Consider the following 23,014-nt stretch of genomic DNA (forward strand, 5'->3'; position numbering starts at 1 on the left):
CGTGCCGGACGCAAATATAGATCACATCTATAACTATGAACCTGGCTATATCGCCGATATTTTAAGATCCGTTAAAACCATCGCTATGGTAGGTGCAAGCGGAGATAAGACCAAGTTCAGCTACGGCGTACTTCGGGTGTTGCACGAAACCGGATACGATATGATTCCGGTCAATCCAAACCCAAAACTGGCTGAAATCCGCGGTATTCCCGTCGCGCATTCGTTACAGGAAATCGATCGCCCGGTGGACATGGTTGAAGTTTTTCGCCCGAAAGAAGAGCTTTATCAAATTGCGGAGCAGGCCATCGAAATAGGGGCCAAGGTTCTGTGGGGGCAAATTGGCGTTTACGATGATGATGCAGCGCAATTAGCCAAAGATGCGGGTTTGAAAGTTGTCATGAATCGCTGCCCGAAAATCGAGTTGTTTCGTCCATTTTGGAAACCACGACTTGACTTACCCATATAACCGCTGGTTTGCCTTTGGACGAAAAAAATCTTGTACCATGAACCTGCGCTACGAAATCTTGGCGTTTGGATTTCTTGGCAAGCAACAAGCATCGAACCTTTTGTAATTCAGAGCGCTTTGGCACCATTTCGGGAAAGCGGCAAGAGTTCCCCGGGTTGATGCGCAATTCATCGAAAGGAGTAAAAGACATTGGCAAACACAAGCGTACCTGATCGACAACTGATTGAAGGCAAACCAGCACTGGTTGTGATCGATATTCAAAAAAGTACTTTCATAGACAACAGCGCAGTTAGGTCGATCGACAACATGCCTGGTTACAAAGAACGCATGATTGCAGCGAAAGATTTGATAGATTCAGCACATGAAAGAGACGTGCCAGTAATATTCATTCAGGAAGTACATCGCCCCGATTTTGTCGATTTTGGTCGTGAACTGGACGGTAGCGAGGGCATCCACTGTCTGGATGGAGACCCGCGAACAGAGATAGCCAAAGAGGAAATGGGATTTCTGGATGGGGACTATATTGTTCCGAAACGCCGATACTCTGCCTATTTTGGAACGGATTTTGAAATTCTTCTTCGAGGGCTTCAGGTGAATACTTTGATCTTGTGTGGTGGGCTGACTGATGTATGCGTTCATTACACATTCGTCGATGCGCACCAATCAGATTATGTCTGCCGTGTCGTCGAAGATTGCGTCGCCGGTTCTTCGATCGAAGCGCACGAGGCCGCGTTGAATGCCATGGAATATCTTCAGACCGGTGCGAGGCAACAACGCTCTGCCGTTATCGAGGCTATTTCCGAATACAATGCGGCTGCCTGAGGCTTCAACAACGTTAAAATAGTTTGCGCGCGAGTGACCGATCAGAGCTAACCGAAGCAATTTCACAGAAAGCAATTACTTGTCGACTGAAATCGGATTTGGGCCCCGATATGCCCAGCGATAGCTTGGCGGGGTAGGCCCTTTGTTTCGACCACCCTGGTTCATCTGCTCCCAGGAATGAGCAACAAACCCGACGGAACGTGAAATGCAAAAAAGGCCGCGCGCCAAGGGTCCTGAGAACCCAAGTTCCGCATATATTACAGCAGTCGCCCCGTCGATATTCATCGGCACAGGATTACCAAACCGCGCAAGCAGAGACTTTTCAATCAAACGTCCGTAATCGGCGTACTGTCCGCCAATCACCCCAGCCTTCGCTGAGCTATCGACGAGTTCCAGCAACCGGGGCGCACGCGGGTCAACTGGTTTATGAAATCGATGGCCGAAACCCGGAATAAACTTCGTTCGCTCCGTCTGCCAGACATCGATTGTTTGCTTGACTGCTGAGTCCAACTCCTGACCGTTTTGAACTCGCGCATCGACCAGCCCATAAAACTCCACAGCCTGTTCACCTGCACCACCATGGACATCATCCAACATGTTAACAGCGGACGCCATCGCACCATTCAAACCAAGACCGCAAGTTACAGCCATCCGAGCTGCTGCAATAGAAGGGGCTTGCGGACCGTGATCAACCGCGGCCACTAATGCGCTTTCAAGAAGCTTTGCCTGTTCGTCGGTCGGAATTTCTCCTCGGGTCATCAACCAGATCATTTTGGGGAAAGAAAGTTCTCCGATCAGATCCTGAATGTCATGACCGCGAATCCGGATTTGGCCCGGTGCCATGTCAATAATCTCGGTCGTCCACCAATCCGATACATCGCTGCCGTCTTGTTTCATATAACCCCATCCTTTTGAAGTTCGACCAAATCGTTTTGTGTGAGTCCAAGCTCCTCCCAAATTTCACTGTTATGCTTGCCGAGGATCGGCGGCGGAGTTTCGACCGTGAGCGGGCGGCCATCCAGTTTGAAACCTGTTGTAACGACTTCAATATTGCGGTCTACGCCTGGAACATTTTCGAATTCACGTAGGAAGCCTCGGTCTGCGACTTGAGGCATCTCCAATACTTCCGGGACAGTCAAAACGGCGCCGGATGGCACCCCGATCCGGTTCAATTCCTTTGCCCAGTCTCGCGCTGGGCGGCGTTTCAATACTTTTTCCAGTTCGGTTTTCAACTGAAACCGGTTTTTCTTTCGGTCCTCTCGGGTCGCATATTCGGGGCGTTGCCGTAAATCGGCCAGCCCAAGGTGATCGGTTAGGGCGACCCACTGTTCATCCTTGTTTGCGGCGATGTTGATTAATCCGGCACTAGCCTGAAACGTGCCTGAAGGTGCGGAAGTTACATTTTCGTTACCATTCGCCGACGGTTCAACCCCCGCGATCAGATAATTGGAAATAACCCAACCCATGGTAGCCAATACAGACTCCAACATTGATACGTCTATGAATGTCCCACGAGGTCTGCTGTTTAGCGCCGTGGAAATGGCAAATGCGGCAGTCAATCCACCCACGGTGTCGGCAACGGGAAACCCAACACGCAATGGCGCGCTTTCGTCGTCACCGGTAATAGACATAACGCCAGCAGCACCTTGTATGATCTGATCATACGCCGGACGATGCACCCAAGGTCCATCCTGCCCGAACCCGGAAATAGCGCAGTAGATCAGCTGCGGGTTGATGGATTTCAGAACGTCATACCCAAGTTCAAGACGGTTCATCACACCGGGTCTAAAGTTTTCAACGACGACGTCGGCAGTTTCCACAAGTTTCAGAAACAACTCTTTCCCTTGAGGATGCTTTAAGTTGATTGTGACAGATTTTTTCCCAGCGTTTTGCGCCAGAAATGAAACTCCCATGCTACTTGCGTTTAGGGTTGGATCAGCACCGAGTTGACGCGCAAGATCGCCGCGCCCCACTGCTTCGACCTTGATCACTTCAGCACCGAGATGCGCCAGATGGTGACAGCAAAACGGACCAGCCAACACGTTTGTCAGGTCCAAAACACGGATGCCGGAAAGTGGATGCGCCATAGAAGTCCTCTAGTCGATTTGGCACCTAAAGTGTGAGCGGGACAGGCGCCAGCCCAAGTAAGCCTACCGATTTGGGGCGCGTGCCGAAGTTTGGCCGATCCGCCCACGCCTGCAATAGTTCAGACCAGTTTGGTGACTTCCGCTTGATTCCGGCTATCAATCACCATCAGCCACGCCCTCGGCGCGCGCACGTGCGCGACGTTGACGATAACTGGGCAGAACAACAAGTATCACCGCAAGCGCCAGCAAACCCAGTGTCATCGGGCGTTCCCAGATAAAGCTCATTCCATTGTAAAGCTGCATGGCTCGAGAAAAGTTGTTCTCTAACAGCGGCCCCAAAATGAACCCAATCAGCAACGGAGCAAGCGGGTAATCTGCAAATCGCAATAGCGTTGCACATACTCCGAAACCAACAAGTATAAGCAGTTCCGTCGCGTTGTTTTGGCCGATATACGCACCCATCAGTGTGAAAAACAAAATGAACGGAATTAGGAAGTTACGCGGAACGGCCAGAATTTTGGCGATATAGGGAATAAGTGGCAGATTCAGGATCAAAAGAACCAAGTTCCCAAGATACATCGAGATTATGACCGCCCAGAAAATCTGCGGCTCATCCACCATAAGACGCGGGCCCGGAGACACGTTCAGCGCGATAAGGGCACCAAGCAGGATCGCGGTTGTTCCTGATCCGGGGATACCCAGTGTCAGCAGTGGAACGAAGGAACCAGTACAAGCCGCGTTGTTGGCGCTTTCAGGTGCGGCGATGCCTTTGACGGAGCCTTTACCAAATTGCTCTTGTTCCTCTTTGGATGCTATGTTGCGTTCGACGGCATAACCAAGGAACGACGCGATAGTGGCACCCGCTCCGGGTAGCACCCCTATAAAGAACCCTTGGATAGACTGTCGTCCGATGACCGGTGTGATCCTGCGGGCTTCGTCGCGGGTGATGCGCAGATCCTTGATCTCGCCCGCATTCTCCCCGTCGCCCGTCTTGGAACGGTTAGGATCGAGCACGAGATAGATAGCCTCTGGCAGCGCAAACATCGCCATTGCAAGGGTGATAAAGCCAAAGCCTGATTGAAGATCCATTATGCCCATTGTGAAACGTGGTGCATTGAACAAAACGCCTTCGCCGACAGTAGCCATGATTAGGCCTACAAATGTCATCAAAAGAGCTTTGCTGACCTGTCCGGTGCCTGCAAAGGCAGCGATTGCGGATAAGCCAACCACCATGAGGGCGAAATACTCTGAGGAGTGAAACAGCAGTGCGACGGAAGCAAGGGCTGGGGCAAAAATCATTAAGAGAACGGCACCGATTGTTCCCCCGGCAAAACTTGAGATCGCGGCAACGGTAAGCGCTTTGCCCGCCTTTCCTTGTCGCGTCATCGGGTAACCGTCAAAACTCGTCGCGACAGTTGACGCCACGCCCGGGGCATTAATCAGAATGGACGAAGTTGATCCTCCAAATACTGCGCCATAGTAGACGCCTGCCAGCAAGATCAAGGCAGCTGACGGATCGCCGATTGTAATGGCGACCGGAATCATGATGGCAATGATCGACATGGGGCCCAACCCGGGCAGCATCCCGATGAATGTTCCAATCAGGCACCCGCCGATCACCATGAGGATATTCGTAAATGTGAAAGCCGTTGAAAGGCCCGTCATTAGTCCTTCGAGCATTTCAGCCTCCGTTCATGAAAGAAGGCAGCGGGCTCAGGAAGATACCCAAAACGGCATCAACCAGATACCATATGCTGCCCGCAGCAATCGCCGCAACGACCGCCATCAGAACAAAGCGTCGTTCGCCTAAAATGAAGCTTCCGCAGGCCAGAAACAGGAATGTCGCCGCCAGAAAACCAAGTGGCCTCAGTAAAAATGCGTAAGCAACCATCAAACCCAACAGCATCAGGGCCTGACCGACCTTGTATTCGCCCAGCCGTGACAAGTTGATATCGGCCGCATCTTCCTTTTTGGGGGCTTTTTCAAACCCAAGAAGAATGCTTAACGACAGTATGATACCGCCAGCGGCAAGTACCTTTGGGAAAGTTGATGGCCAGATTGGACGTTGTTTCATAATCGGTGGCAGAAGCCCGTCCATAGTGAAATAGGCCGCATAGCCATATGCAAAACATAGCATCAAGATGACAAGCGCTATCCAGCGATCAATAGCCATCTTCCCCTCCCTCGTTTTTTTCGTTACGCGCCCGAAAAGACCGGGCGCGCACATTTTTTTCGACTACGTGTTGCGGATCACAGGAACCCAAGCTTACGCATCAAATCGCCGATGACCTGTTCCTGATTTTCAAGGAAGGTCTGGAAATCGTCGCCGGGGTTGTGGATGTTCACCCATCCGTTGCGTGCGCGAACCTCTTCCCATTCTGGTGTTTCGTACATTTTGGCAATAGCTTCCTGATAGGCGGCAAGTTGTTCTGCCGGAAGGCCTGGTGCCGCAAAGAATCCGCGCCAGTTGACAAATGTGGTGTCGTTACCTTGTTCAACCATGGTCGGAGCGTCGGGATAAGCATCCACGCGGTCCGAAGAAGTCACGCCGATAATGCGGACTTCACCGGCCTTGGCCAGTTCGACCGCCTCTGAAAACCCGGTGGAAACTGCCTGAACCTCACCCGAGAGCAGGCCAGCCATCGTCGCGCCGCCGCCATCATAAGGTACGTATTTCATTGCGACCGGATCGGCTCCGGCTGCCTGAAAGACCATTGCAGCGACAAGATGGTCCATTCCGCCTGGGACCGAGCCGCCGCCAACGGCGACATTTGCGGGGTCAGCATTAAATGCTTCGATCAGGCCGTTGACATCTTGAATATCGCTGTCTGCGGGAACAACAAGCGCTGCATAATCACCGATAGTTCCAGCAACCAAAGTCAAATCACGAAAGCTTTGGGGGAACACACCGGTCAGCGAGCGGATCACGATAGGCGTGGAATTCACCATCAGCGTACCATGGTTGCTGGCAGCGTTTTCGATTAGATACCCGATGGCTTTTCCACCGCCGCCACCTGACATGTTTTCGTAGCTTGCCGACCCAACCAGACCAGCTTTGGTCAACGCTTCGCCGGTTCCCCGTGCGGTTCCATCCCATCCGCCGCCGGCTCCACCGGGGATCAGAAAGTGGATGCTTTCAACAACCTGATGGCCATCTGCCAAGGCTGGGCTGCCTAGTGAAACCGCGGCAACAGCGGCTGCCGCGAATGCACGGCGCGTAAAATTGAAATAAGCCATTAATACCTCCCAAGGGCTTGTTTTCTTGCTCAAAGATTGAGCGGTTCGTCTGCGATCAGCACTCCATCCTCATCGCAGTAAATGCAATTTCCCGGTTCAAAAAGAGCGTTTCCAAAGGCCACCGGCAAGTCCAGCGCACCGATACCTGTTTTGCCTGACTTCACGGGCGTTGTGCCCAACGCCTTTATCCCTAAGTCGAGCTGGGCGAGTTGCCTGCTATCCCGGACAGCGCCGTTGATGACGATACCCGCCCAACCATTTGCGATTAGCCTTTCGGCCATTCTATCCCCCAACATGGCAGTGCACAGAGATCCTCCGCCGTCCAGTACGATAACACCTCCATTTCCTTGAGAAGTAAAGAGTTCTTCCTGAATCAGCTTGGTGTCCTCTAGGGTCACAGCGGTACGAATGCGCCCGGCAAACATCCGTTTCCCACCAAAATCACAAAATGGCAGTAAAACTTGCCGCGCTTTGCCGGGGTTTGCGTCGCTAAGATCAGTGGTGGGATAGCTTTTTAGTGCGAAAGTCAAATCACGCCTCCAACATCTCTGATGGAAACAGAACTGCGCCTTCCATGATCCGCCTCTGTGTTCGAAATGTGCCTGCAGAAATCGCTATTGGCCCAGAAACGCCGTGTTGTACATCTGCGGTTGTCGGAACTACTCCAGAAGGCGTGCCTATTCGAAGCTCATTGCTTTTCGGCTGCGCCAACTTCTCAACCAAAGTGCCTGGTATTTGAGCCGCGACGGCGGTGCACATCGCCCCGGTCAATGTAATAGCACGATGAAAGTTGCCCATCGAAACCAGCCGAACGTTCAGATCATGAGTGTTTGGTGCATGGGAGCTGCTGTCCAAAGCCGAAAACTCCCGCGCAGCACCAATAATGGCAACCTTTGGATTTGACTGTTTTACGGTTTGGTACGAGGTTGCCATGCCCATCGCCACAGCGCCTGCAGAACGGACACGCTCGATCAGGCCCATAAACTCTGTATCGTCGTCCAAGCGTTGCGGAAGTTCAGTCGCAGTCCTGCCCAGATCAGAAGCCCGGCAGAATACAACGGGGTTCGTGGCATCTACCATCGTTGCTTCGAGCGAACCAATTCCTTCAACTTCTAAAACGTCCAGAACGTTACCGGTTGGTAAAATCTTTCCTGTGCTGGAACCACCCGGCGCCAGGAAATCCAATGTGACCTTTGCGCCTGATCCTGACACGCCGGGGATAACAAAATCGCCTTGCTCAACAGGTTGTCCATCGCGAACCGGAAAGCGAGCATGATATATGCTTTGCGTGTTGGTGCTGTAAATTCTAACCAGTGCTTCTTTCTGATCGGCGCTGACCTTTATCATGCCTTCAGTCAGCGCAAACGGGCCGACGCAGGACGACATGTTCCCGCAGGCCGAACCATAATCGGTCACGGCCTCGTTCACGGCGACTTGGACGAAAGTGTAATCAACATCCGCATCTTCGCGTTGCGATGGGCTTACAATTACGACTTTAGATAGTGAAGACAGGCCGCCGCCCATGCCATCAAGCTGTCGACCGTAAGGGTCCGGACTGCCCAAAACATGCAAGAAAATGCGATCGCAGAGCGCAGGATCATGTGGCAGGTCCGCACCGTTGAAAACCACGGCCTTGGAAGTTCCCCCGCGATAAAATGCGGCGCGCAAGCGTTCAGGCATTATGCTGCTCCGGCCAAGAAGTTTCGGAACGCGCGAGGCAACAAGCCGCCTTCGGCAAAAGTCGCCCGTTCCCCTTCGTTGTATAGCCGCAGGTCCAAAGGCGTAGTCTCGATGCTTCCGTCTTTGCGGTGAATTGTAAGGGTGGCTCCGGTCAGATCTTCGTTTAGATCGATGTCGAAAGTCTCTGAACCATCCAACCGAAGCGTGTTTCTGTTAACACCGTCAAGAAAACAAAGGGGGGCAATCCCCATGTTAACTAAGTTTGAGCGGTGAATGCGTTCAAAACTTTCCGCGATAACCGCCCGGATGCCCGCCAACCATGGGGCTTTTGCTGCTGTGTCGCGAGAAGACCCGCAGCCATATTCCTTGCCTCCGATAACGACAAGTTTTTGACCCCGTTCCAAATAGGTTTCAATAGCTTGGTAGATGCTTGCAACCTGACCATCGGGTTCAATCCGGGTCCACGATCCTTCCCGGTCCGGTGTCATTTCGTTACGCAGCCTGTAGTTGGCAAAAGTCGAGCGAATGACCACGTCTGAACAGCCTCGGCGAGTGCCGAAGGAGTTGAAGTCTCGGGGTTCAACGCCGCTTTTTTGAAGAAACTGCCCCGCTTCGGATTCGGGAGTAATAATGCCAGAGGGAGAAATATGATCGGTCGTTACGCTATCGCCAAGAATGACGAGCGGGCGAAGGCCTTTCAATTGAGCGATGCGGGAGTTTGCCGACTGAATATCCTTAACAAAAGGTGGGAATGAAACGTAGGTCGAAGGAGCCCAATCGTACGTGCCTGTTCCAACCTTCAAAGCATTCCACTTTTCGTTGATCTCGCCAATGGAAGAGTAATTGCTTTGAAACTCTTCAGGTGTCACGTGTTTTTCAACAATCTCCGCAACTTCGTCCGCAGAAGGCCAGAGATCGGTCAGCATTACTGGTTCACCGTTCTTGTCCAAACCCAAAGGCTCAGATGTGATGTCCTTCAAAATAGTACCCATCAAGGCATAGGCTACGACCAGCGGCGGTGACGCAATCATATTACGCGAGGCCAAAGGATGGATGCGTCCAGCAAAATTTCGGTTTCCCGACAATACCGCGATGCCTTTGATGTCATTTTCCTTGATTGCCGCTTCGTGGGCAGGGTGCAGCGGCCCGGACATGCCATTGCAAGTCGAACAGGAAAAAGCGGCCACTTCAAAACCCAGCGCATCAAGCGGGTCTTGCAGACCGCTATCCGACAAGTATTTTGCGACGACCCTTGATCCGGGTGCCAGCGACGTTTTTACGTGTGGTTTCACCGATAGACCACGTGCCACCGCATTTCGCGCCAAGAGACCGGCCAGCACCATATTCCGCGGGTTCGCGGTGTTTGTGCAGCTGGTGATCGCAGCGATAATTACATCACCGTCGCCAATGTCATAGTCGGTTCCCGGCACAGGGACTCTACGTTCGACCTCGCCGTCGAGAGTCAAGCGGTCAGTCGCAGCAGCCAAATCAATACGTTGTTCAGGGCGGGAAGGGCCGGATACGGAACGGCCTATTTGGCTGAGGTCAAGCGTAACTACCTTTTCATACTCGATCTTGAGGTCCACCTCTTCAACCCAAAGGTTCTGCAATCGGCAGTATGCTTCGGTTCTGGCTACGTTCTGACCCCGGCCAGTTTGTTGCAGATATCCGGTAGTGCGTGCATCAACGGGGCAAAACACCATAGTTGACCCATATTCCGGCGCCATATTCGCGATCGTGGCACGGTCCGCGACACTGAGAGAGTTGTAGCCGCTGCCGAAAAGTTCAACGAAAGTGTCGACAACACCAATTTTCCGAAGCTTTTCAGCAATTACGAGTGCGATATCCGTGGCAGTAACGTCATCCGACGGTTTGCCTATGACTTCCAACCCGATAACCTGCGGAACGTTTACGGGTGTTGTCTCTCCAAATAGCTGCGCTTCGGCCTCAAGCCCGCCAATGCCCCAGCCCATAATACCAAGTGCATTGATCATAGGGGTGTGACTGTCCGTGCCTAGGCAAGAGTCAGGGATCAGAATGCCGGGATCTTCGTTGGAAGGAACAACAGTCTGGCCCAAGTATTCCAAATTTACCTGATGGCAAATCCCACCCCCTGGCGGAATAACCCTGAGCCTCGGGAATCGAGCCTCGCAAGCTTTGAGAAAGGCAAAACGCTCTCGGTTAACCTCGAATTCGCGATCCATGTTTTTAGTGAGGGCAAACTTGTCAGCCCAATGATTGATCGACATCGAATGATCGATGACCAAATCAACCGGGAGGCTCATGTCGACCTTTGCTGGATTGCCGCCTTGTTCTTCCAGCTTGTTTCGCATGGCCATTATGTCGATCAAGGCCGGGATTCCCAACATATCGTGTAGCAGCAATCTGGCGGGTCGGAATGGAACCGCCTGACCGTCTCTTGCCAGAACATCATGCGCCGCAGCGCCTTCCTGGGAATGCCGGGCAGCGTTTTCAGCCAACACTCTTAGCGAATAGGGCAGGCTGCGGTACCCGCTGCCGATCATCTCGCAGTAGTCAACTGCTCGATACTGGGTTCCTACTAGGTTCTTAAATCGCAAAGCCATTCTCCTGAATTTGCCGTTAACTAGACAGTCCGGGCCAAATGCAGCAAGATGTTTGGGGACTGATTTCACCTGGTAGAACACATTTGACAGCCAATCGCACCGAATCTGTAGAACGCGCGATGTCGATCCTGAGCGCATTTTCCACGCAACGGCCAAGCATGTCCCTAGCAGAACTTGCTGAGGAAACGGGTCTGCATAAAAGCACAATACTGCGGCTGACGAACTCGATGGATATTTACGGTTTCATTCGACGGGACAAAGACGGAAGATTCAGTGTCGGGCCCAGTGTTTGGCGTCTTGGGCTCATCTTTCGGCGCGACTTTACCAAAAGGGAACATGTTGCGCCTTCGCTTAAAATCCTTGTTGAAGCTACGGGTGAGACGGCTTCATTTTATGTGCGAAATGGTAATGAACGTATCTGTTTATACAGAGAAAATTCCCCAAATCTGTTGCGGTTCCATGTAGAGGAAGGGATGCGTTTACGACTTTCTACCGGAGCGTCTGGTTTGGTCCTGAGTCATTTTTCGGGCGAAGATGTCGGCGATTTGAGCAAGTTCAACAAAAATGGAACTGCCAGCTCAGTGGGCCACACCAACCCGAATATCTCTTCGATTGCGACTCCGGTTTTTGACGGGTCCGGTAACCTTATGGGCGCCCTTACAGTCTCGGGCCTAGTCAACAGATTTGATGAAGAGGCGCGAGCGAACGCAATCCCCCTTTTGGAAAGTCTGGCGCGTGGATTGTCCTCTGGCTGAAAGGTACGTTTCACCTGACAGAACGGAAAACTGCATCTCTTGCCAGAGGTGAGCCACGCTCGTAGGGAGGAACACGAAACAGCCGTAAAGGAGTTTGCAGCGATGCTGAACCATGAAATTAACAAAGCATTTCGCGAACGACTGAACCAGGGCGGAGCAATCCTAATGCCGGGCGCAGCCAATGCCCTTGCGGCTCGAGTGATCGATCAACTGGGATTTGAGGCTGTTTATATTTCAGGTGCCGGCCTGACTAACACCTACCTCGGCATGCCAGATCTCGGTTTTGTTTCGCTGACCGAGATTGCTCACCACACTTCTGCTATTCGTAACGCAACAAACCTTCCAATTGTGGTTGACGCTGACACAGGATTTGGCAACGCGCTGAACGTTCATCACACTGTGCGAACATTAGAACGAGCTGGAGCCAGCGCAATTCAAATCGAAGACCAGATCAATCCGAAACGATGCGGGCACTTTTCCGGAAAAGATGTGGTCGATTTGGACGAAGCACGCAGCCGGATAAAGGCTGCCGCGGACACGCGTCTGGATTCCAATTTTTTGATCGTGGCACGCACTGATGCATGCGCGACACAAGGCTTTGATGCAGCCATTGAGCGTGCGCAGGCCTTTATCGAAGACGGTGCAGATATTACCTTTGTTGAGGCCCCGCGAACTGTCGATGAAATTCGCGAAATTCCCAAACGGCTTATCGGAACGCCGCAATTGGTCAATTTGGTTGTAGGCGGTAAAACCCCGATTATTGACTTTGACGAGCTTGATCAGATGGGATTTGGCCTGGTCCTTTATGCTAACGTGGCGCTTCAGGGTGCGCTTAAAGGAATGCACGACGCTTTGTCCATTTTGAAATCCGATGGTCGAATGGATGAAAGCGGTCCTGTCGCACGGTTTGAAATGCGGCAGGGGGCCGTAAACAAAGACTTCTATGATGAAATGGAAGCGCGGTACTCTCGAATCTAAATACTCAAAGGGTTATTGCCGCTAAATTGCGGCACAATGTACATGTGGGGCATTCCTAAAACGAACCATCAAAAACAGGGTTTGCTCCCCGCGATAAGCATTGGACCTTTAGGCAAAAACGCCCGAGATGCGTTCAAACGCCCAAATCATTGCGATGACAGAAACCGAGACGGCTACGACGCCACGCGCGCCAATCCAAACTTTCGGTGGCATTCTGCGAAGAAATACCACCAGCGGCCATACCATTGCGACGATGAAAAGCTGACCTAATTCGACGCCCAGGTTGAATGCCAGCAGGCTTTGCCACACGTTTGTGGCATCCACCTGAAGAATATTGCGTAGCATAAAAGAAAACCCAAATCCGTGCAGCAATCCTATCGCGGCTGTCACTGTGACGGCAGCAGTGTTTGATTGCGCGCGCTCCGGTCGTTGGAACACGGCGTCGGCTGCAGCTAAAATTATCGTCAAAGCAATCGCCGTTTCGACAGCGGGGATGAACCATGGTGCAGAAGGCGCAAACCCAAAGAAACCCGCAATAAGTGTAACTGTGTGCCCCAATGTGAAGCCCGTCACCCGCAACAACAAAGCGGGCAACGTCGCCGCCCCGATGACCATGCACAAAACGAAAAGCACGTGATCAATGCCCTCGATAATGTGCCTAATACCTTCGATCACAAATGTAATAGCGGCCGATGTCGCCGCCCCGGAAATTTCAATAGGTGAGTGCAAAAGACCGGTCGCCCGGTAAGTTCTGATCTTGTCGCCCCTGTAATCCAAAACAAGGTTCGCGGTTTCATCCTGACCATCCAACTCCGGGTTGGCAGACATCGAAATTTCGTAGGTCCCGTCCAGCTTTCCTACAAACCGGATATGAATATCGACTACGGTATCACCGACATAGACGTCCTCGCTGCTGGGTGAAAATGTTTTAGGGCCGGAAAGGGCCAAGGTTGCTTCATCCTTGGTCGCAAAACCGGGTTCTGTACCAATGGGATAAGCGTTCGCCATTACTGTCGCGGGGATCAACCGCCGTTCGTCTACTGCAAAAACTAAATCATCGGCGAGTATGTCGGCCAAGTTCAGCCGTTCTTTGCGAAACATGTCGGCATCGACAAGGTGCATCAGAACCCCATCTTCGACACGATTAATTGTGAAAGGGGCAGGGGCCGGCAACCCGTCCGGGCCAACCGGACCAAGTTTATCAGCGACAAGATATGCCATCGGAGTGCGAATGTAGACGTCGGTCGCGTCCAGCCCATGAACAACATGAAAGATTCGCACATTCTGGTTCAGTTTGAAATGGGCAAGCCCTGAAGTTCCAACGAACGTCATAGCAAGCACTAGAAGAATGGTTAATCGAACGAGTTGATGGCGCATTTGGCTATCCGTCCACCTTTGAACTGAGCACGGTCAGCCCGTCAAGTTCCCAGGTGTCACCTGACCTAGACACGTCTACCAGCCCACGGTAGGCAATGGCACGACGATGCAAGTGACCCCAATGCCCGCCACTCACAGACGATGTCCAATTAGCAAGTATCTGATGCGTATCGTTGTCCGGTTCCGATGTTATGGTTTCGATATTCACGTTGGAAATTTTGTCCGTACGAGCACGAGCCCCTGAAGGCAAAGTTACGGCCAATCCGCGCTGAAGTTCGGCGCTGACGGCGTCTCGGCTTTCCTCTGGTACAAATGCTGCGATTGCGGCGTTGATACCATCGGTCTCTGGCTCCAGCATCGCCACACTTACGTTGTCCAGCAATCCGTGAACGATTTGTTTTGATGCTATGTCGTCTGGCATGCCTTTTCCCGGCATAGAGATCGTTTGTTTGACAGGGAACAACATGGCCGCCGCCATAAGGCATAATCCGCTTGCGCCCCAAAAAATGAAGCTTTTGCGCCCAGTGCCACGCCATGCGCCAATTCCCGCACAGATGCTGATTAAGGCGAAAATGACCGCAAGAGTTGGAAACGAGATGACACTAGCGGTTTTTACCTTTACCGGAACAGTGCGGGGGTTTTCCCATGTCTTCAAATGGTTTGTCCATTTGACGGTATCGTCGCCTCGAAGCGCTTGCGCGGGCACCCCGCCTGCGGGATCTGTTAAAGTAACCGGAACGGCATCAATCCCATCGGGGAAAAGCTCCCAACTCATCGAAACGGTATCTGCCAATGCCGCTTGCGGATAGGACAAAACCACACCCAAAAGCATTGTAGTTCGATCGGCGGGAAGGGTATCGGGAAGAACCTGAAGCCCCTCTGCCCCAACTGCAATTCGCGACACACTGACCGACGAAGGCTCAGAAAGCTCACCGTTTATCACGAGCGGGTTTCGCGCTTCAACGAAAGACGCAGCCGCAACCTTGATGTCAGCAACATCCTGAGGTGTCAGGCGCTCGGTGCCGGACAGTGTCAAGTCTGACCAAGCTTCCAGATCACGGAGCCTAAAAATGATTTCGTGGCGAACTTCCCTAGGCTCCATCGATAGGAAAGACATCACTGGTGACTTGTGGTGCCGCGTCAAGTTTGGGTTTTCAAAAGTACTAAACCACGGATCTTCCCAGTCTGGCAGAATGGTTTCAGTCTTTGACAGATATCGATAATCTGTAACCGGTACGCCCATGTGTTTGGCCAGTACACCCAATACAGCAAGGGGGAATCCATCTTCACGGAGTGGAGGAGTGAAACTTATCCGTTCAGGTTGACCCGAAAATGGAAACCGCATTTCGACGAATACGACGTCATCGCTTCGGGGTCGCGGTGGCACGGTTGATGACGCGGCAGTTCGGCGTGGTAATCTGGGTCTGACATCGACCGCGTCAATCACGCGATCAAGAGGAATACCATCAGCCGAAACTGAGAAAGTTTGTCCCGTGCGCTCGGCGAGCGAAACGCCTGATCCATCGTCTTCGGATACAAATACCGGATAATCGCTTAAGTCGATTTCCAAAGCGACGCGCACGTGGTCTGTGTTGACTTCAAGTTCGGTAAAATTTGGTGCCGTCTCACCGCCATAGGGTGAAACAAGATCGGCGTGCGTCAAATGTGGACCATAAATTCCCACAATAAGAACTGAAACTAAAATGCCGATACGCGGCATTGGTGATCCCCCAAAATCCGTAATTGGCCAAAGCGGTTATTGCTCTGTTCAGTAAACACTACCACTCATTGCCAGGAGAAGGGAACTCCTGCTCAAATACTTTAGTACCATCGAATAGTTTCGAAATTTGACGTTGCCTGCACTACCATCAAGGCCGCTTTCGCAATTGGCCCGGTTCTGAAAATGGGCTTTTCAAGTTAGCTTCATCGAACCGCACTAAGCGGTTGAACTTGGGGCTTCCTTTTTGCAGTTATCCTTCTACAGTCTCGCTTTATTGCCAGACAGTGGAAGGTTTAAAGATCGTGACACGTATTACCAATGTTTCAGCGCGCCTGTTCAACGTTCCGTTGGCTGAGGTTTTGGTTGACGCAAAACATGGGGATCACACTTTTTTCCAATTGGTAACAGTAACGATCCATACGGCGGATGGGATCGAAGGGACAGGATATACCTATACAGGCGGCAAGGGCGGACACGCTGTTCTTGCGATGATCGAACACGAATTGGCGCCGTTTTTGATAGGGAAAAACGCGGGTCAGGTGGAAGAGCTGTACGACGCAATGCAATGGCATGTGCACTATGTGGCGCGTGGTGGAATAGCATCTTTTGCGATATCGGCCATTGATATTGCGCTGTGGGACATTCGCGGTAAAGCGACAAGCGCGCCGTTGTGGAAAATGGCTGGTGGCGTTTCAAATCGGTGCAAAGCGTATGCTGGCGGGATAGATTTGAATTTCCCTTTGGAGAAACTGCTGGCCCAAACCGAAGGGTATTTGTCCCGCGGCTTCAATGCTGTAAAAATCAAAGTCGGGCAACCAGACCTGGCCGAAGATCTCGCGCGCGCAATAGCGGTGCGCGACATGCTTGGGCCTGATCGGTTTTTCATGGTGGATGCAAATTATTCCATGACTGTTGAAGAGGCGATAGTGGCTGCTCGCGGATTTGCCGAAACCGATATTCTGTGGTTCGAAGAACCAACGATTCCTGATGATTACAAAGGGTACGGCCGCATTGCGGACGCAACAGGCGTTCCGCTGGCGATGGGAGAAAACCTACACACTATTCATGAATTCGAGTACGCCTTTGACGATGCCAAACTAAGTTTTATCCAACCTGACGCCTCCAATTGTGGCGGTATCACTGGTTGGCTTCGGGTGGCAGCGCTCAGCTCTCGACATGGAATTCCCGTTTGCAGCCACGGAATGCAAGAACTTCACGTGAGCCTTGTGTCTGCGCAACCCAATTCCGGATGGTTGGAAGTGCATTCTTTTCCGATTGACCAATACACGACCCGTCCGCTGGTTGTAGAAGACTGCCTGGCCGTGGCCCCAGATACGCCTGGCACCGGAGTGGTGTTTGACTGGGAAAAACTGAATTCGGAGCACAAGGAGATGCATCCATGACTGCCCAGACGATTTCTGCGGCCTACTACAGAGGTAACAAGAGCTTTGCCGTTGAGGAAACCGCGGCAACCGCGCCTGGCCCCGGGGAGGCATCGATCCGAATTGCCTATTGCGGCATTTGCGGGACGGACATGCACGTCTATCACGGGAATATGGACGCGCGTGTTGGGCTGAACCGGGTAATAGGTCATGAAATGTCCGGAGTGGTCGAGGCAATAGGTGAAGGCGTGGATAGCGTCCAACCAGGGCAGAAGGTTGTTGTGCGGCCGCTGGACCATTGTGGTGAATGCCCCGCATGCAAGCGTGGACACAAACACATTTGTCAGAACCTGAAGTTTTTGGGGCTTGATACAGATGGTGCGATGCAGGAAATCTGGACTGTTCCGGCGCACACTTTGCATAGGCTGCCCGATGATCTGCGAATGGACCATGCCGCATTGATCGAGCCTGTTGCAGTCGCCTGCCATGACGTCCGACTGTCGGGCCTGCAGCCCGGGGAAGACGTGGTCGTCATTGGCGGTGGTCCAATTGGTGTGTTGGTCGCCATGGTCGCCCGCGATGCTGGCGGCAATGTAGTGATATCTGAAGTGAATCCAAATCGGTTAGCGATCGCTGCGAAACTTGGCTTTGAAACCGTGAACCCAACCGAAACGGATCTTGCTGCTGCAATAAATGACCGCACGGGTGACAAAGGTGCGGATGTGGTTTTCGAAGTTTCCGGAACTCAACCGGGCGTGGATGCCATGACAACAGTTGCAGCAACTAAAGCACGGATCGTGATGGTTGCGATCCACGCGACAAAGCCTCAGATCGACCTTTTTCAGTTCTTTTGGCGAGAACTGCAACTAATCGGAGCCCGGGTGTACGAACCCGAAGATTACGAGAAAGCAATTGCCGTCGTCACCTCCGGCGGTGTCGACGCAGATGTCGTAATTACCGATGTCAGCCCTCTGTCGGATATACAAGCCGCATTCGAAGCGCTGGATCGCAGCCCAACGGCCATGAAAAGTTTAATCAAAGTGGGATCGCGCGCATGAATGTTCTGCAAAGCTTCGACCTGACCGGAAAAACTGCGCTGGTCACTGGGTGCAAACGGGGCATTGGGCGAGGGATGGCCGAAGCGCTTGCCTCGGCAGGAGCCGATATTATTGGCGTGTCAGCTTCGCTAGAGTTGTCCGGTTCTGATGTTGAAAAGGCCGTAACCGAAATGGGGCGCACCTTCAGGGCTTACCAATGCGACTTTTCTGACCGCGCCGCATTACATGGATTCATTGATCAAATCAGGGCCGACGGGATCACGCCAGACATACTTGTCAACAACGCCGGAACCATCAAGCGTAAGCCTGCGGCCGAACATCCCGACGAATGGTGGGATGAGGTGATCGAGGTAAACTTGTCTTCGCAATTCGTGCTTTCCCGAGAGATCGGCAAGGACATGGTCGCCCGAGGATCCGGAAAGATTATTTTTACCGCGTCGCTGTTGACCTTTCAGGGCGGGATCACTGTACCGGGTTATTCGGCCTCAAAGGGCGGTATCGGGCAATTGACGAAAGCGCTGGCAAATGAATGGGCGGCACAGGGCGTTAACGTTAATGCCATCGCACCCGGATATATTGCCACAGACAACACACAAGCGCTGCAGGACGATCCGGTTCGCTCCAAATCAATTCTTGAACGAACACCTCAAGGCCGCTGGGGAACTCCTGCGGATTTTGCGGGCCCGGTTGTGTTTTTGGCTTCGTCGGCATCGGATTTTGTAAACGGAGAAATCCTTGTCGTCGACGGTGGATGGATGGGACGCTAGTGCTGTCGAGCGTCCAATAGAGCGTTTCCGCGAAAATATAGCTTGCTAACCTCTAATCTGTCTTTGTTTTGAAATCATGGGAAAACGAGTTTTCTCTTGGCGATGAAGCTCGCTTGGATACACTTTGTTCGAACGTGATCCACGGTGAAGAAACATCGTTTGTGATCAAGATAAGTTTGCAGTTTTATATTTAAGGGCATGAAGTCTGCGGGGGAGGCGCAGAACGAATGGCATATAAACCGTTGTCCGAGGCTACCGAAGACTTAAAGGTGCAATGGTATCGCTCAAAGATGCCGCCGGAGCGATTTCGTGAACTCTCCAAGAGAATTGATCGAAAAGGGTGGCTCCAAGCCGGCGGTCACCTGGTTTTGTTTTGCCTGACGGGTGCCGCCTTACTTTATACTTGGACGCAAAGTTGGTGGATACTCTTCGCTATCGCACTGTTTGCCCATGGGACGGTTGCCTCTTTTTACAAGGGCACAGCTGTACATGAGCTTGGCCATGGAACGGTGTTCGAAACAAAGTGGCTGAACCAGGCCTTCTTATATCTTTTCAGTCTGATTAGTTGGTGGAACCCGTTCGACTATGCCGCGAGCCACACCTACCACCACCGCTACACCCTGCATCCGGAAGGTGACCGAGAAGTGCTGCTGCCGATACATCCAAACGTGGGGCGTGCTTTCTTACTTCAAATGTTCACTTTCAACTTATTTACGCAGCCAGGGCGTACTTTTGGTAAAGGAGGATTCTTATCGACCGTTTGGCTCACCTGTCTTGACGCCTGCGGCAAAGTTGGAGCGACCAATGTCCCGGCCAACGAATGGCTTGATGCTTTGCATCGAGACCAGCCGGTTCAGCGCACAAGGTCGATTTGGTGGTCGCGACTTTTGATTGCGTTTCATTCAGTCGTGCTTTTGTTGGCTCTGACCACTGGTGTCTGGGTGCTTCCTTTGATTTTCACGGTTCCGAGTTACATCGCAAATTGGTTGAGCTACGCCTGTGGATTAACCCAGCACTGCGGATTGATCGAAGATTCCGCTGACTTTCGTAAGAACACCCGCTCAATAAGGCTGCCTAAGTTTGTCGAGTTTCTCTATTGGCACATGAATTGGCACACGGAACACCACATGTATGCTGGCGTGCCGTGCTATAATCTGCCAGCTTTGGCAAAGGAGATAGAGAACGACATGCCTGCCCCGCGTAGCTTGCAGGGCGCATGGCGTGAGATGTTGGAGATTTGGGATCGGCAAAAAACTGACCCGGACTATGCTTGGGACACGCCACTTCCTGCGTCGGCCAAGACGAAACGGAACAAGGAAAGTGTGCTGGCAGAGCGTTCGATCGGTGATTTGGCGCCAAAAGAAATGACGATTGCCAAGTCAGGGGAAAAATCGTGAAACGCATCTATGACTGGGACGCCAAGTTTTCTTTGCGCAATTACACCGCAGCAGACTTACGGGAATTTAAGGGTATCAGGAAACTGGTGCAGACTACCGCAAATTCTGAAGAAGAAGCCTCTGCCGCGGCTGACGCGGGTCTAGATTTGATCATGGGAAATGCCATCAACGCAGTGGCTGTAAGACGCGGTGCGCCAAATTTGTTCTATACAGCAGCGATCCCTATGCCGGATCACCCAACCGAGAAAGACGTTTTGGACCAAGCGTTTCTTGCCATGAAAAACGGCGCTGACTCTGTTTATACGGCGCGCGGTCCGCATATCGTTGAGCTATTGGCGCGCGAGCAGATACCTGTGATGTGCCACCTCGGCTTAGTTCCGCGCCGCTCGACTTGGAACGGTGGATTGCGCGCGATAGGGAAAACCGCTGATGAAGCTTTGGAACTTTGGCGGGCTTTTCGGCGAATGGAAGACGCCGGAGCCTTTTCAGTCGAGGCAGAGGTTATTTGTGATCGGGTCATGGCCGATATTAGCAAACGCACAACCCTCATTACGTCATCGTTGGGTTCCGGATCGGGTGGCGACATTATCTATCTTTTCCAAAATGACGTCTGCGGCGAGCAACCTGACAGACCTCGCCACGCGCGCGCTTTTGGAGATTTGTATGCGTTGCAGCAACAAATCAGGTCTGCTCGTCGATCGGCTTTGAAGGCGTTTAAAAAAGCCGCACAAACAGGGGCTTATCCCGACCAATATGAAACTGCAGATATCTCCGACTTAGAATACGAAAAGTTCGCTGAACATTTGGACAGAGAATAGTGAAACGCAGTTTAACAATCTGTTATAAAACGATTATATCCGATCGGTAGAGATGTCATCCTGCGGTAAATTACCAATGTTAGGGAAGTTTGGACATCAGCCAGTTCAATTCCTGCTGGGTTCCGCAAGAGTCATCCGCCCGAAAGTGCCGAATCGATGGCGTGGTTTCAAAACATTTACAATGCGGTGGCTGAGAGGTGTTTTGTTTCCCCATTCCGTCCCTGAAAACAGCTAATTGGCGTAAAAACCGGGATATTGCCAATGCGTAGATAACACTCCCTCTGTAGTGGGTAGTATGAGATCGCCGCCTAAACATTGGTGGCTTGTTAATCCGAATGATGTGGACCTACCGCAAGTTCGGAATTGTATATGGTAACGAGTGTGCCGTTCCGATCCCATTCGGAACGGCATTAACTTTTTGAAGCGTTAAGTGTTCATTTTTTGAAAACCTGCTTTCTCTGACGGCCAGCATGGCGTCGGTTTGGTAAGAGGCGTTTCGAAGACACGATGCAGCATTCTTAATATCTCCATGTTATTTGGATTGCGCGGCCCAAGGGTGTAACGAATGCGCGCGCCCAATGGATCGGGAATCGCCGGTATCCGCGACCGGAAGCTCAATGAAAAATTCTGTGCCTTTGCCGAGCGTGCTTCGGTAGTCAATTGTGCCGCCAAAATGCTCGACAATTTCTTTTGAGATGTTCATCCCAAGTCCAGTACCGCCCGCATGACGCTCATCAGAGGAGTCAATTTGGGAAAAGCGGTCGAAGACTTTGTTCCTGCTACCTTTCGGGATACCAATGCCTTGGTCTTTTACAAACAGACGAACATTTTCGCCGATTTTTTCGCATCCAACAGTGATCTCGCCACCGTCGAATGAAAATTTGGCAGCATTGGATATCATATTCGCCAAAACTTGCAGGAGACGCGATGAGTCCCCCTTGATGAAGACTTCTTCGTCTCCACGAATATCCTCTAAAATTTCGACGTTATGAGCGCTGACATAACCCAGATTGCAGGAAATCGCTTCTCTTACCAAAGAGTGAACATCGATTATTCCATCACGATAGTTCATTTCGCCGGCTTCCATTTTCTGAATATCCAATACGTCGTTGATCAGGGAAGCGAGGCGTTCGCTGTTTTTGCCAGCCAAGTGGATTAGGTTTTGCATCGACTCAGGAACTTCACCCAGGGCGCCAGTATTGATCAGGTCCAAAGATCCCTTGATTGATGTCAAAGGTGTTCTCAATTCGTGGCTGACCGTAGAAATGAACTGGGTTTTCGCTATGTAAGCCGCTTTCGTTCTTTCGTGCTCTTCCTTGAGCTTTTCGAGTTGTTCCAAGTTCTTGCGGTAAAGCTTTAAAAATACCAGCGAGCAGTCGATCAGAAAGTACATTACAAAAATCACCGTAAAGAAATGTAGCCATAGTTCGGAGGAAAGGTCAGGCCGTTCGACCCAGATGTCTTTCACTACAATCACCATGAAAGAGACACCGTACATCGCCAGGCGAACAATCATTGCCCACACGAACTGATGGTTGTTCATTGCTGCAAATAGAGCGGCGGCAAACAGGAAAAACAGTGGCGTAAAATGTCCACCCGTTGGCTGTTTCCAAGCCACCGAAACCGCGTACAAACAAATCGCGGTCGCACTTAGGATGGTGTTCAGCAAAATCCAAACAACCATCATCGCAATTGCTTTATGTTGATCAGGTCTGAGACGAGGTACCCGCTTAGCGAGCATCAAATCCTGCACTTCGCAAATGAGGATCGTCCCGTAGAACAACAGCGCGTTGATAGGATCAAAAAAGAATCCGGTGAGGATAGTCGTGGCAAGGAAAATAGCCTGCCGTTGCCACAAGAGCGCAAAGCTCATGGCAGTGTAATC

The 23,014-nt window shown here is 51.8% G+C and carries 20 protein-coding genes; 9 read left to right on the plus strand and 11 right to left on the minus strand.

Annotated elements, in window-relative coordinates:
- Position 1: 1 nt before the first annotated feature.
- Both AC2FNE_RS00365 and AC2FNE_RS00370 read left to right on the plus strand, forming a co-directional pair.
- Positions 2 to 466: a CoA-binding protein gene (locus tag AC2FNE_RS00365; protein ID WP_170604180.1), complete on the plus strand. Its 465-nt coding sequence runs from the start codon at positions 2 to 4 to the stop codon at positions 464 to 466.
- Between the two features lie 189 nt (positions 467 to 655).
- The gene (locus AC2FNE_RS00370) at positions 656 to 1,288 is read left to right on the plus strand and encodes a cysteine hydrolase family protein (RefSeq protein WP_496804559.1); all 633 of its coding nucleotides are present in this window, start codon (positions 656 to 658) and stop codon (positions 1,286 to 1,288) included.
- A gap of 75 nt (positions 1,289 to 1,363) precedes the next feature.
- Here AC2FNE_RS00370 and AC2FNE_RS00375 read toward each other — a convergent pair whose 3' ends face one another.
- From AC2FNE_RS00375 to acnA, 8 genes are all read right to left on the minus strand, one after another.
- Positions 1,364 to 2,185, minus strand: a complete 822-nt coding sequence (locus AC2FNE_RS00375; protein WP_170604176.1) for a citryl-CoA lyase — start codon at positions 2,183 to 2,185, stop codon at positions 1,364 to 1,366.
- Positions 2,182 to 3,375, minus strand: coding sequence for a CaiB/BaiF CoA transferase family protein (locus AC2FNE_RS00380; RefSeq protein WP_170604174.1), 1,194 nt, complete (start codon positions 3,373 to 3,375; stop codon positions 2,182 to 2,184). The genes AC2FNE_RS00375 and AC2FNE_RS00380 overlap by 4 nt, the downstream gene beginning before the upstream one ends.
- 156 nt (positions 3,376 to 3,531) lie before the next feature.
- Entirely contained in the window at positions 3,532 to 5,055 is a 1,524-nt protein-coding gene (locus AC2FNE_RS00385) for a tripartite tricarboxylate transporter permease (protein WP_496804560.1), read from the minus strand.
- Between the two features lies 1 nt (position 5,056).
- The gene (locus AC2FNE_RS00390; protein ID WP_170604172.1) at positions 5,057 to 5,548 is read right to left on the minus strand and encodes a tripartite tricarboxylate transporter TctB family protein; all 492 of its coding nucleotides are present in this window, start codon (positions 5,546 to 5,548) and stop codon (positions 5,057 to 5,059) included.
- Positions 5,549 to 5,625: 77 nt separating this feature from the next.
- The gene (locus AC2FNE_RS00395) at positions 5,626 to 6,612 is read right to left on the minus strand and encodes a tripartite tricarboxylate transporter substrate binding protein (RefSeq protein WP_170604170.1); all 987 of its coding nucleotides are present in this window, start codon (positions 6,610 to 6,612) and stop codon (positions 5,626 to 5,628) included.
- 29 nt (positions 6,613 to 6,641) lie between these two features.
- Positions 6,642 to 7,142 carry a ribonuclease E activity regulator RraA gene (gene rraA, locus AC2FNE_RS00400; RefSeq protein ID WP_170476399.1) on the minus strand — a complete coding sequence of 167 codons (501 nt, stop codon included), beginning with the start codon at positions 7,140 to 7,142 and terminating at the stop codon, positions 6,642 to 6,644.
- A 1-nt stretch (position 7,143) separates the two neighbouring features.
- A complete protein-coding gene (locus AC2FNE_RS00405) occupies positions 7,144 to 8,292 on the minus strand; it encodes a 2-methylaconitate cis-trans isomerase PrpF family protein (protein ID WP_170604168.1) in 1,149 nt (382 codons plus the stop codon).
- Positions 8,292 to 10,871, minus strand: a complete 2,580-nt coding sequence (acnA, locus tag AC2FNE_RS00410; protein ID WP_496804561.1) for an aconitate hydratase AcnA — start codon at positions 10,869 to 10,871, stop codon at positions 8,292 to 8,294. The genes AC2FNE_RS00405 and acnA overlap by 1 nt, the downstream gene beginning before the upstream one ends.
- Positions 10,872 to 10,960: 89 nt before the next feature.
- Here acnA and AC2FNE_RS00415 point away from each other — a divergent pair, with 89 nt between their 5' ends.
- Positions 10,961 to 11,632 carry an IclR family transcriptional regulator gene (locus AC2FNE_RS00415; protein WP_496804562.1) on the plus strand — a complete coding sequence of 224 codons (672 nt, stop codon included), beginning with the start codon at positions 10,961 to 10,963 and terminating at the stop codon, positions 11,630 to 11,632.
- 102 nt (positions 11,633 to 11,734) lie between these two features.
- Positions 11,735 to 12,610 carry an isocitrate lyase/PEP mutase family protein gene (locus AC2FNE_RS00420; RefSeq protein WP_170604341.1) on the plus strand — a complete coding sequence of 292 codons (876 nt, stop codon included), beginning with the start codon at positions 11,735 to 11,737 and terminating at the stop codon, positions 12,608 to 12,610.
- Between the two features lie 108 nt (positions 12,611 to 12,718).
- On the opposite strand, the gene AC2FNE_RS00425 is transcribed toward AC2FNE_RS00420, so the two are convergent.
- Both AC2FNE_RS00425 and AC2FNE_RS00430 read right to left on the minus strand, forming a co-directional pair.
- The gene (locus AC2FNE_RS00425; protein ID WP_496804563.1) at positions 12,719 to 13,987 is read right to left on the minus strand and encodes a HupE/UreJ family protein; all 1,269 of its coding nucleotides are present in this window, start codon (positions 13,985 to 13,987) and stop codon (positions 12,719 to 12,721) included.
- A gap of 4 nt (positions 13,988 to 13,991) precedes the next feature.
- Positions 13,992 to 15,707, minus strand: a complete 1,716-nt coding sequence (locus tag AC2FNE_RS00430) for a MerC domain-containing protein (RefSeq protein ID WP_170610351.1) — start codon at positions 15,705 to 15,707, stop codon at positions 13,992 to 13,994.
- A 302-nt stretch (positions 15,708 to 16,009) separates the two neighbouring features.
- On the opposite strand from AC2FNE_RS00430, the gene AC2FNE_RS00435 reads away from it, so the two are divergent.
- The 5 genes from AC2FNE_RS00435 (at position 16,010) to AC2FNE_RS00455 (ending at position 21,129) form a co-directional block, all read left to right on the plus strand.
- The gene (locus tag AC2FNE_RS00435) at positions 16,010 to 17,110 is read left to right on the plus strand and encodes a mandelate racemase/muconate lactonizing enzyme family protein (RefSeq protein ID WP_367648109.1); all 1,101 of its coding nucleotides are present in this window, start codon (positions 16,010 to 16,012) and stop codon (positions 17,108 to 17,110) included.
- Positions 17,107 to 18,147, plus strand: a complete 1,041-nt coding sequence (locus AC2FNE_RS00440) for a zinc-dependent alcohol dehydrogenase (protein WP_496804564.1) — start codon at positions 17,107 to 17,109, stop codon at positions 18,145 to 18,147. The genes AC2FNE_RS00435 and AC2FNE_RS00440 overlap by 4 nt, the downstream gene beginning before the upstream one ends.
- On the plus strand, positions 18,144 to 18,914 hold the full coding sequence (locus AC2FNE_RS00445; RefSeq protein ID WP_170604156.1) for an SDR family oxidoreductase: 771 nt from the start codon (positions 18,144 to 18,146) through the stop codon (positions 18,912 to 18,914). Before AC2FNE_RS00440 ends, AC2FNE_RS00445 begins: the two co-directional genes overlap by 4 nt.
- Before the next feature lie 227 nt (positions 18,915 to 19,141).
- Positions 19,142 to 20,311 carry a fatty acid desaturase gene (locus AC2FNE_RS00450; protein ID WP_170604154.1) on the plus strand — a complete coding sequence of 390 codons (1,170 nt, stop codon included), beginning with the start codon at positions 19,142 to 19,144 and terminating at the stop codon, positions 20,309 to 20,311.
- A complete protein-coding gene (locus tag AC2FNE_RS00455) occupies positions 20,308 to 21,129 on the plus strand; it encodes a 3-methyl-2-oxobutanoate hydroxymethyltransferase (protein ID WP_170604152.1) in 822 nt (273 codons plus the stop codon). Before AC2FNE_RS00450 ends, AC2FNE_RS00455 begins: the two co-directional genes overlap by 4 nt.
- 532 nt (positions 21,130 to 21,661) lie before the next feature.
- Here AC2FNE_RS00455 and AC2FNE_RS00460 read toward each other — a convergent pair.
- Positions 21,662 to 22,987, minus strand: coding sequence for a sensor histidine kinase (locus AC2FNE_RS00460; RefSeq protein WP_496804565.1), 1,326 nt, complete (start codon positions 22,985 to 22,987; stop codon positions 21,662 to 21,664).
- Between the last annotated feature and the right edge of the window lie 27 nt (positions 22,988 to 23,014).

It is taken from the genome of Ruegeria sp. YKSD179 (assembly GCF_059612885.1).

Coding starts and splice junctions, on each gene's coding strand:
- AC2FNE_RS00375 (WP_170604176.1), bottom strand. CDS start 2,185: ATGAAACAAGACGGCAGCGATGTATCGGATTGGTGGACGACCGAGATT.
- AC2FNE_RS00380 (WP_170604174.1), bottom strand. CDS start 3,375: ATGGCGCATCCACTTTCCGGCATCCGTGTTTTGGACCTGACAAACGTG.
- AC2FNE_RS00385 (WP_496804560.1), bottom strand. CDS start 5,055: ATGCTCGAAGGACTAATGACGGGCCTTTCAACGGCTTTCACATTTACG.
- AC2FNE_RS00390 (WP_170604172.1), bottom strand. CDS start 5,548: ATGGCTATTGATCGCTGGATAGCGCTTGTCATCTTGATGCTATGTTTT.
- AC2FNE_RS00395 (WP_170604170.1), bottom strand. CDS start 6,612: ATGGCTTATTTCAATTTTACGCGCCGTGCATTCGCGGCAGCCGCTGTT.
- AC2FNE_RS00405 (WP_170604168.1), bottom strand. CDS start 8,292: ATGCCTGAACGCTTGCGCGCCGCATTTTATCGCGGGGGAACTTCCAAG.
- AC2FNE_RS00420 (WP_170604341.1), top strand. CDS start 11,735: ATGCTGAACCATGAAATTAACAAAGCATTTCGCGAACGACTGAACCAG.
- AC2FNE_RS00425 (WP_496804563.1), bottom strand. CDS start 13,987: ATGCGCCATCAACTCGTTCGATTAACCATTCTTCTAGTGCTTGCTATG.
- AC2FNE_RS00430 (WP_170610351.1), bottom strand. CDS start 15,707: ATGCCGCGTATCGGCATTTTAGTTTCAGTTCTTATTGTGGGAATTTAT.
- AC2FNE_RS00440 (WP_496804564.1), top strand. CDS start 17,107: ATGACTGCCCAGACGATTTCTGCGGCCTACTACAGAGGTAACAAGAGC.
- AC2FNE_RS00445 (WP_170604156.1), top strand. CDS start 18,144: ATGAATGTTCTGCAAAGCTTCGACCTGACCGGAAAAACTGCGCTGGTC.
- AC2FNE_RS00450 (WP_170604154.1), top strand. CDS start 19,142: ATGGCATATAAACCGTTGTCCGAGGCTACCGAAGACTTAAAGGTGCAA.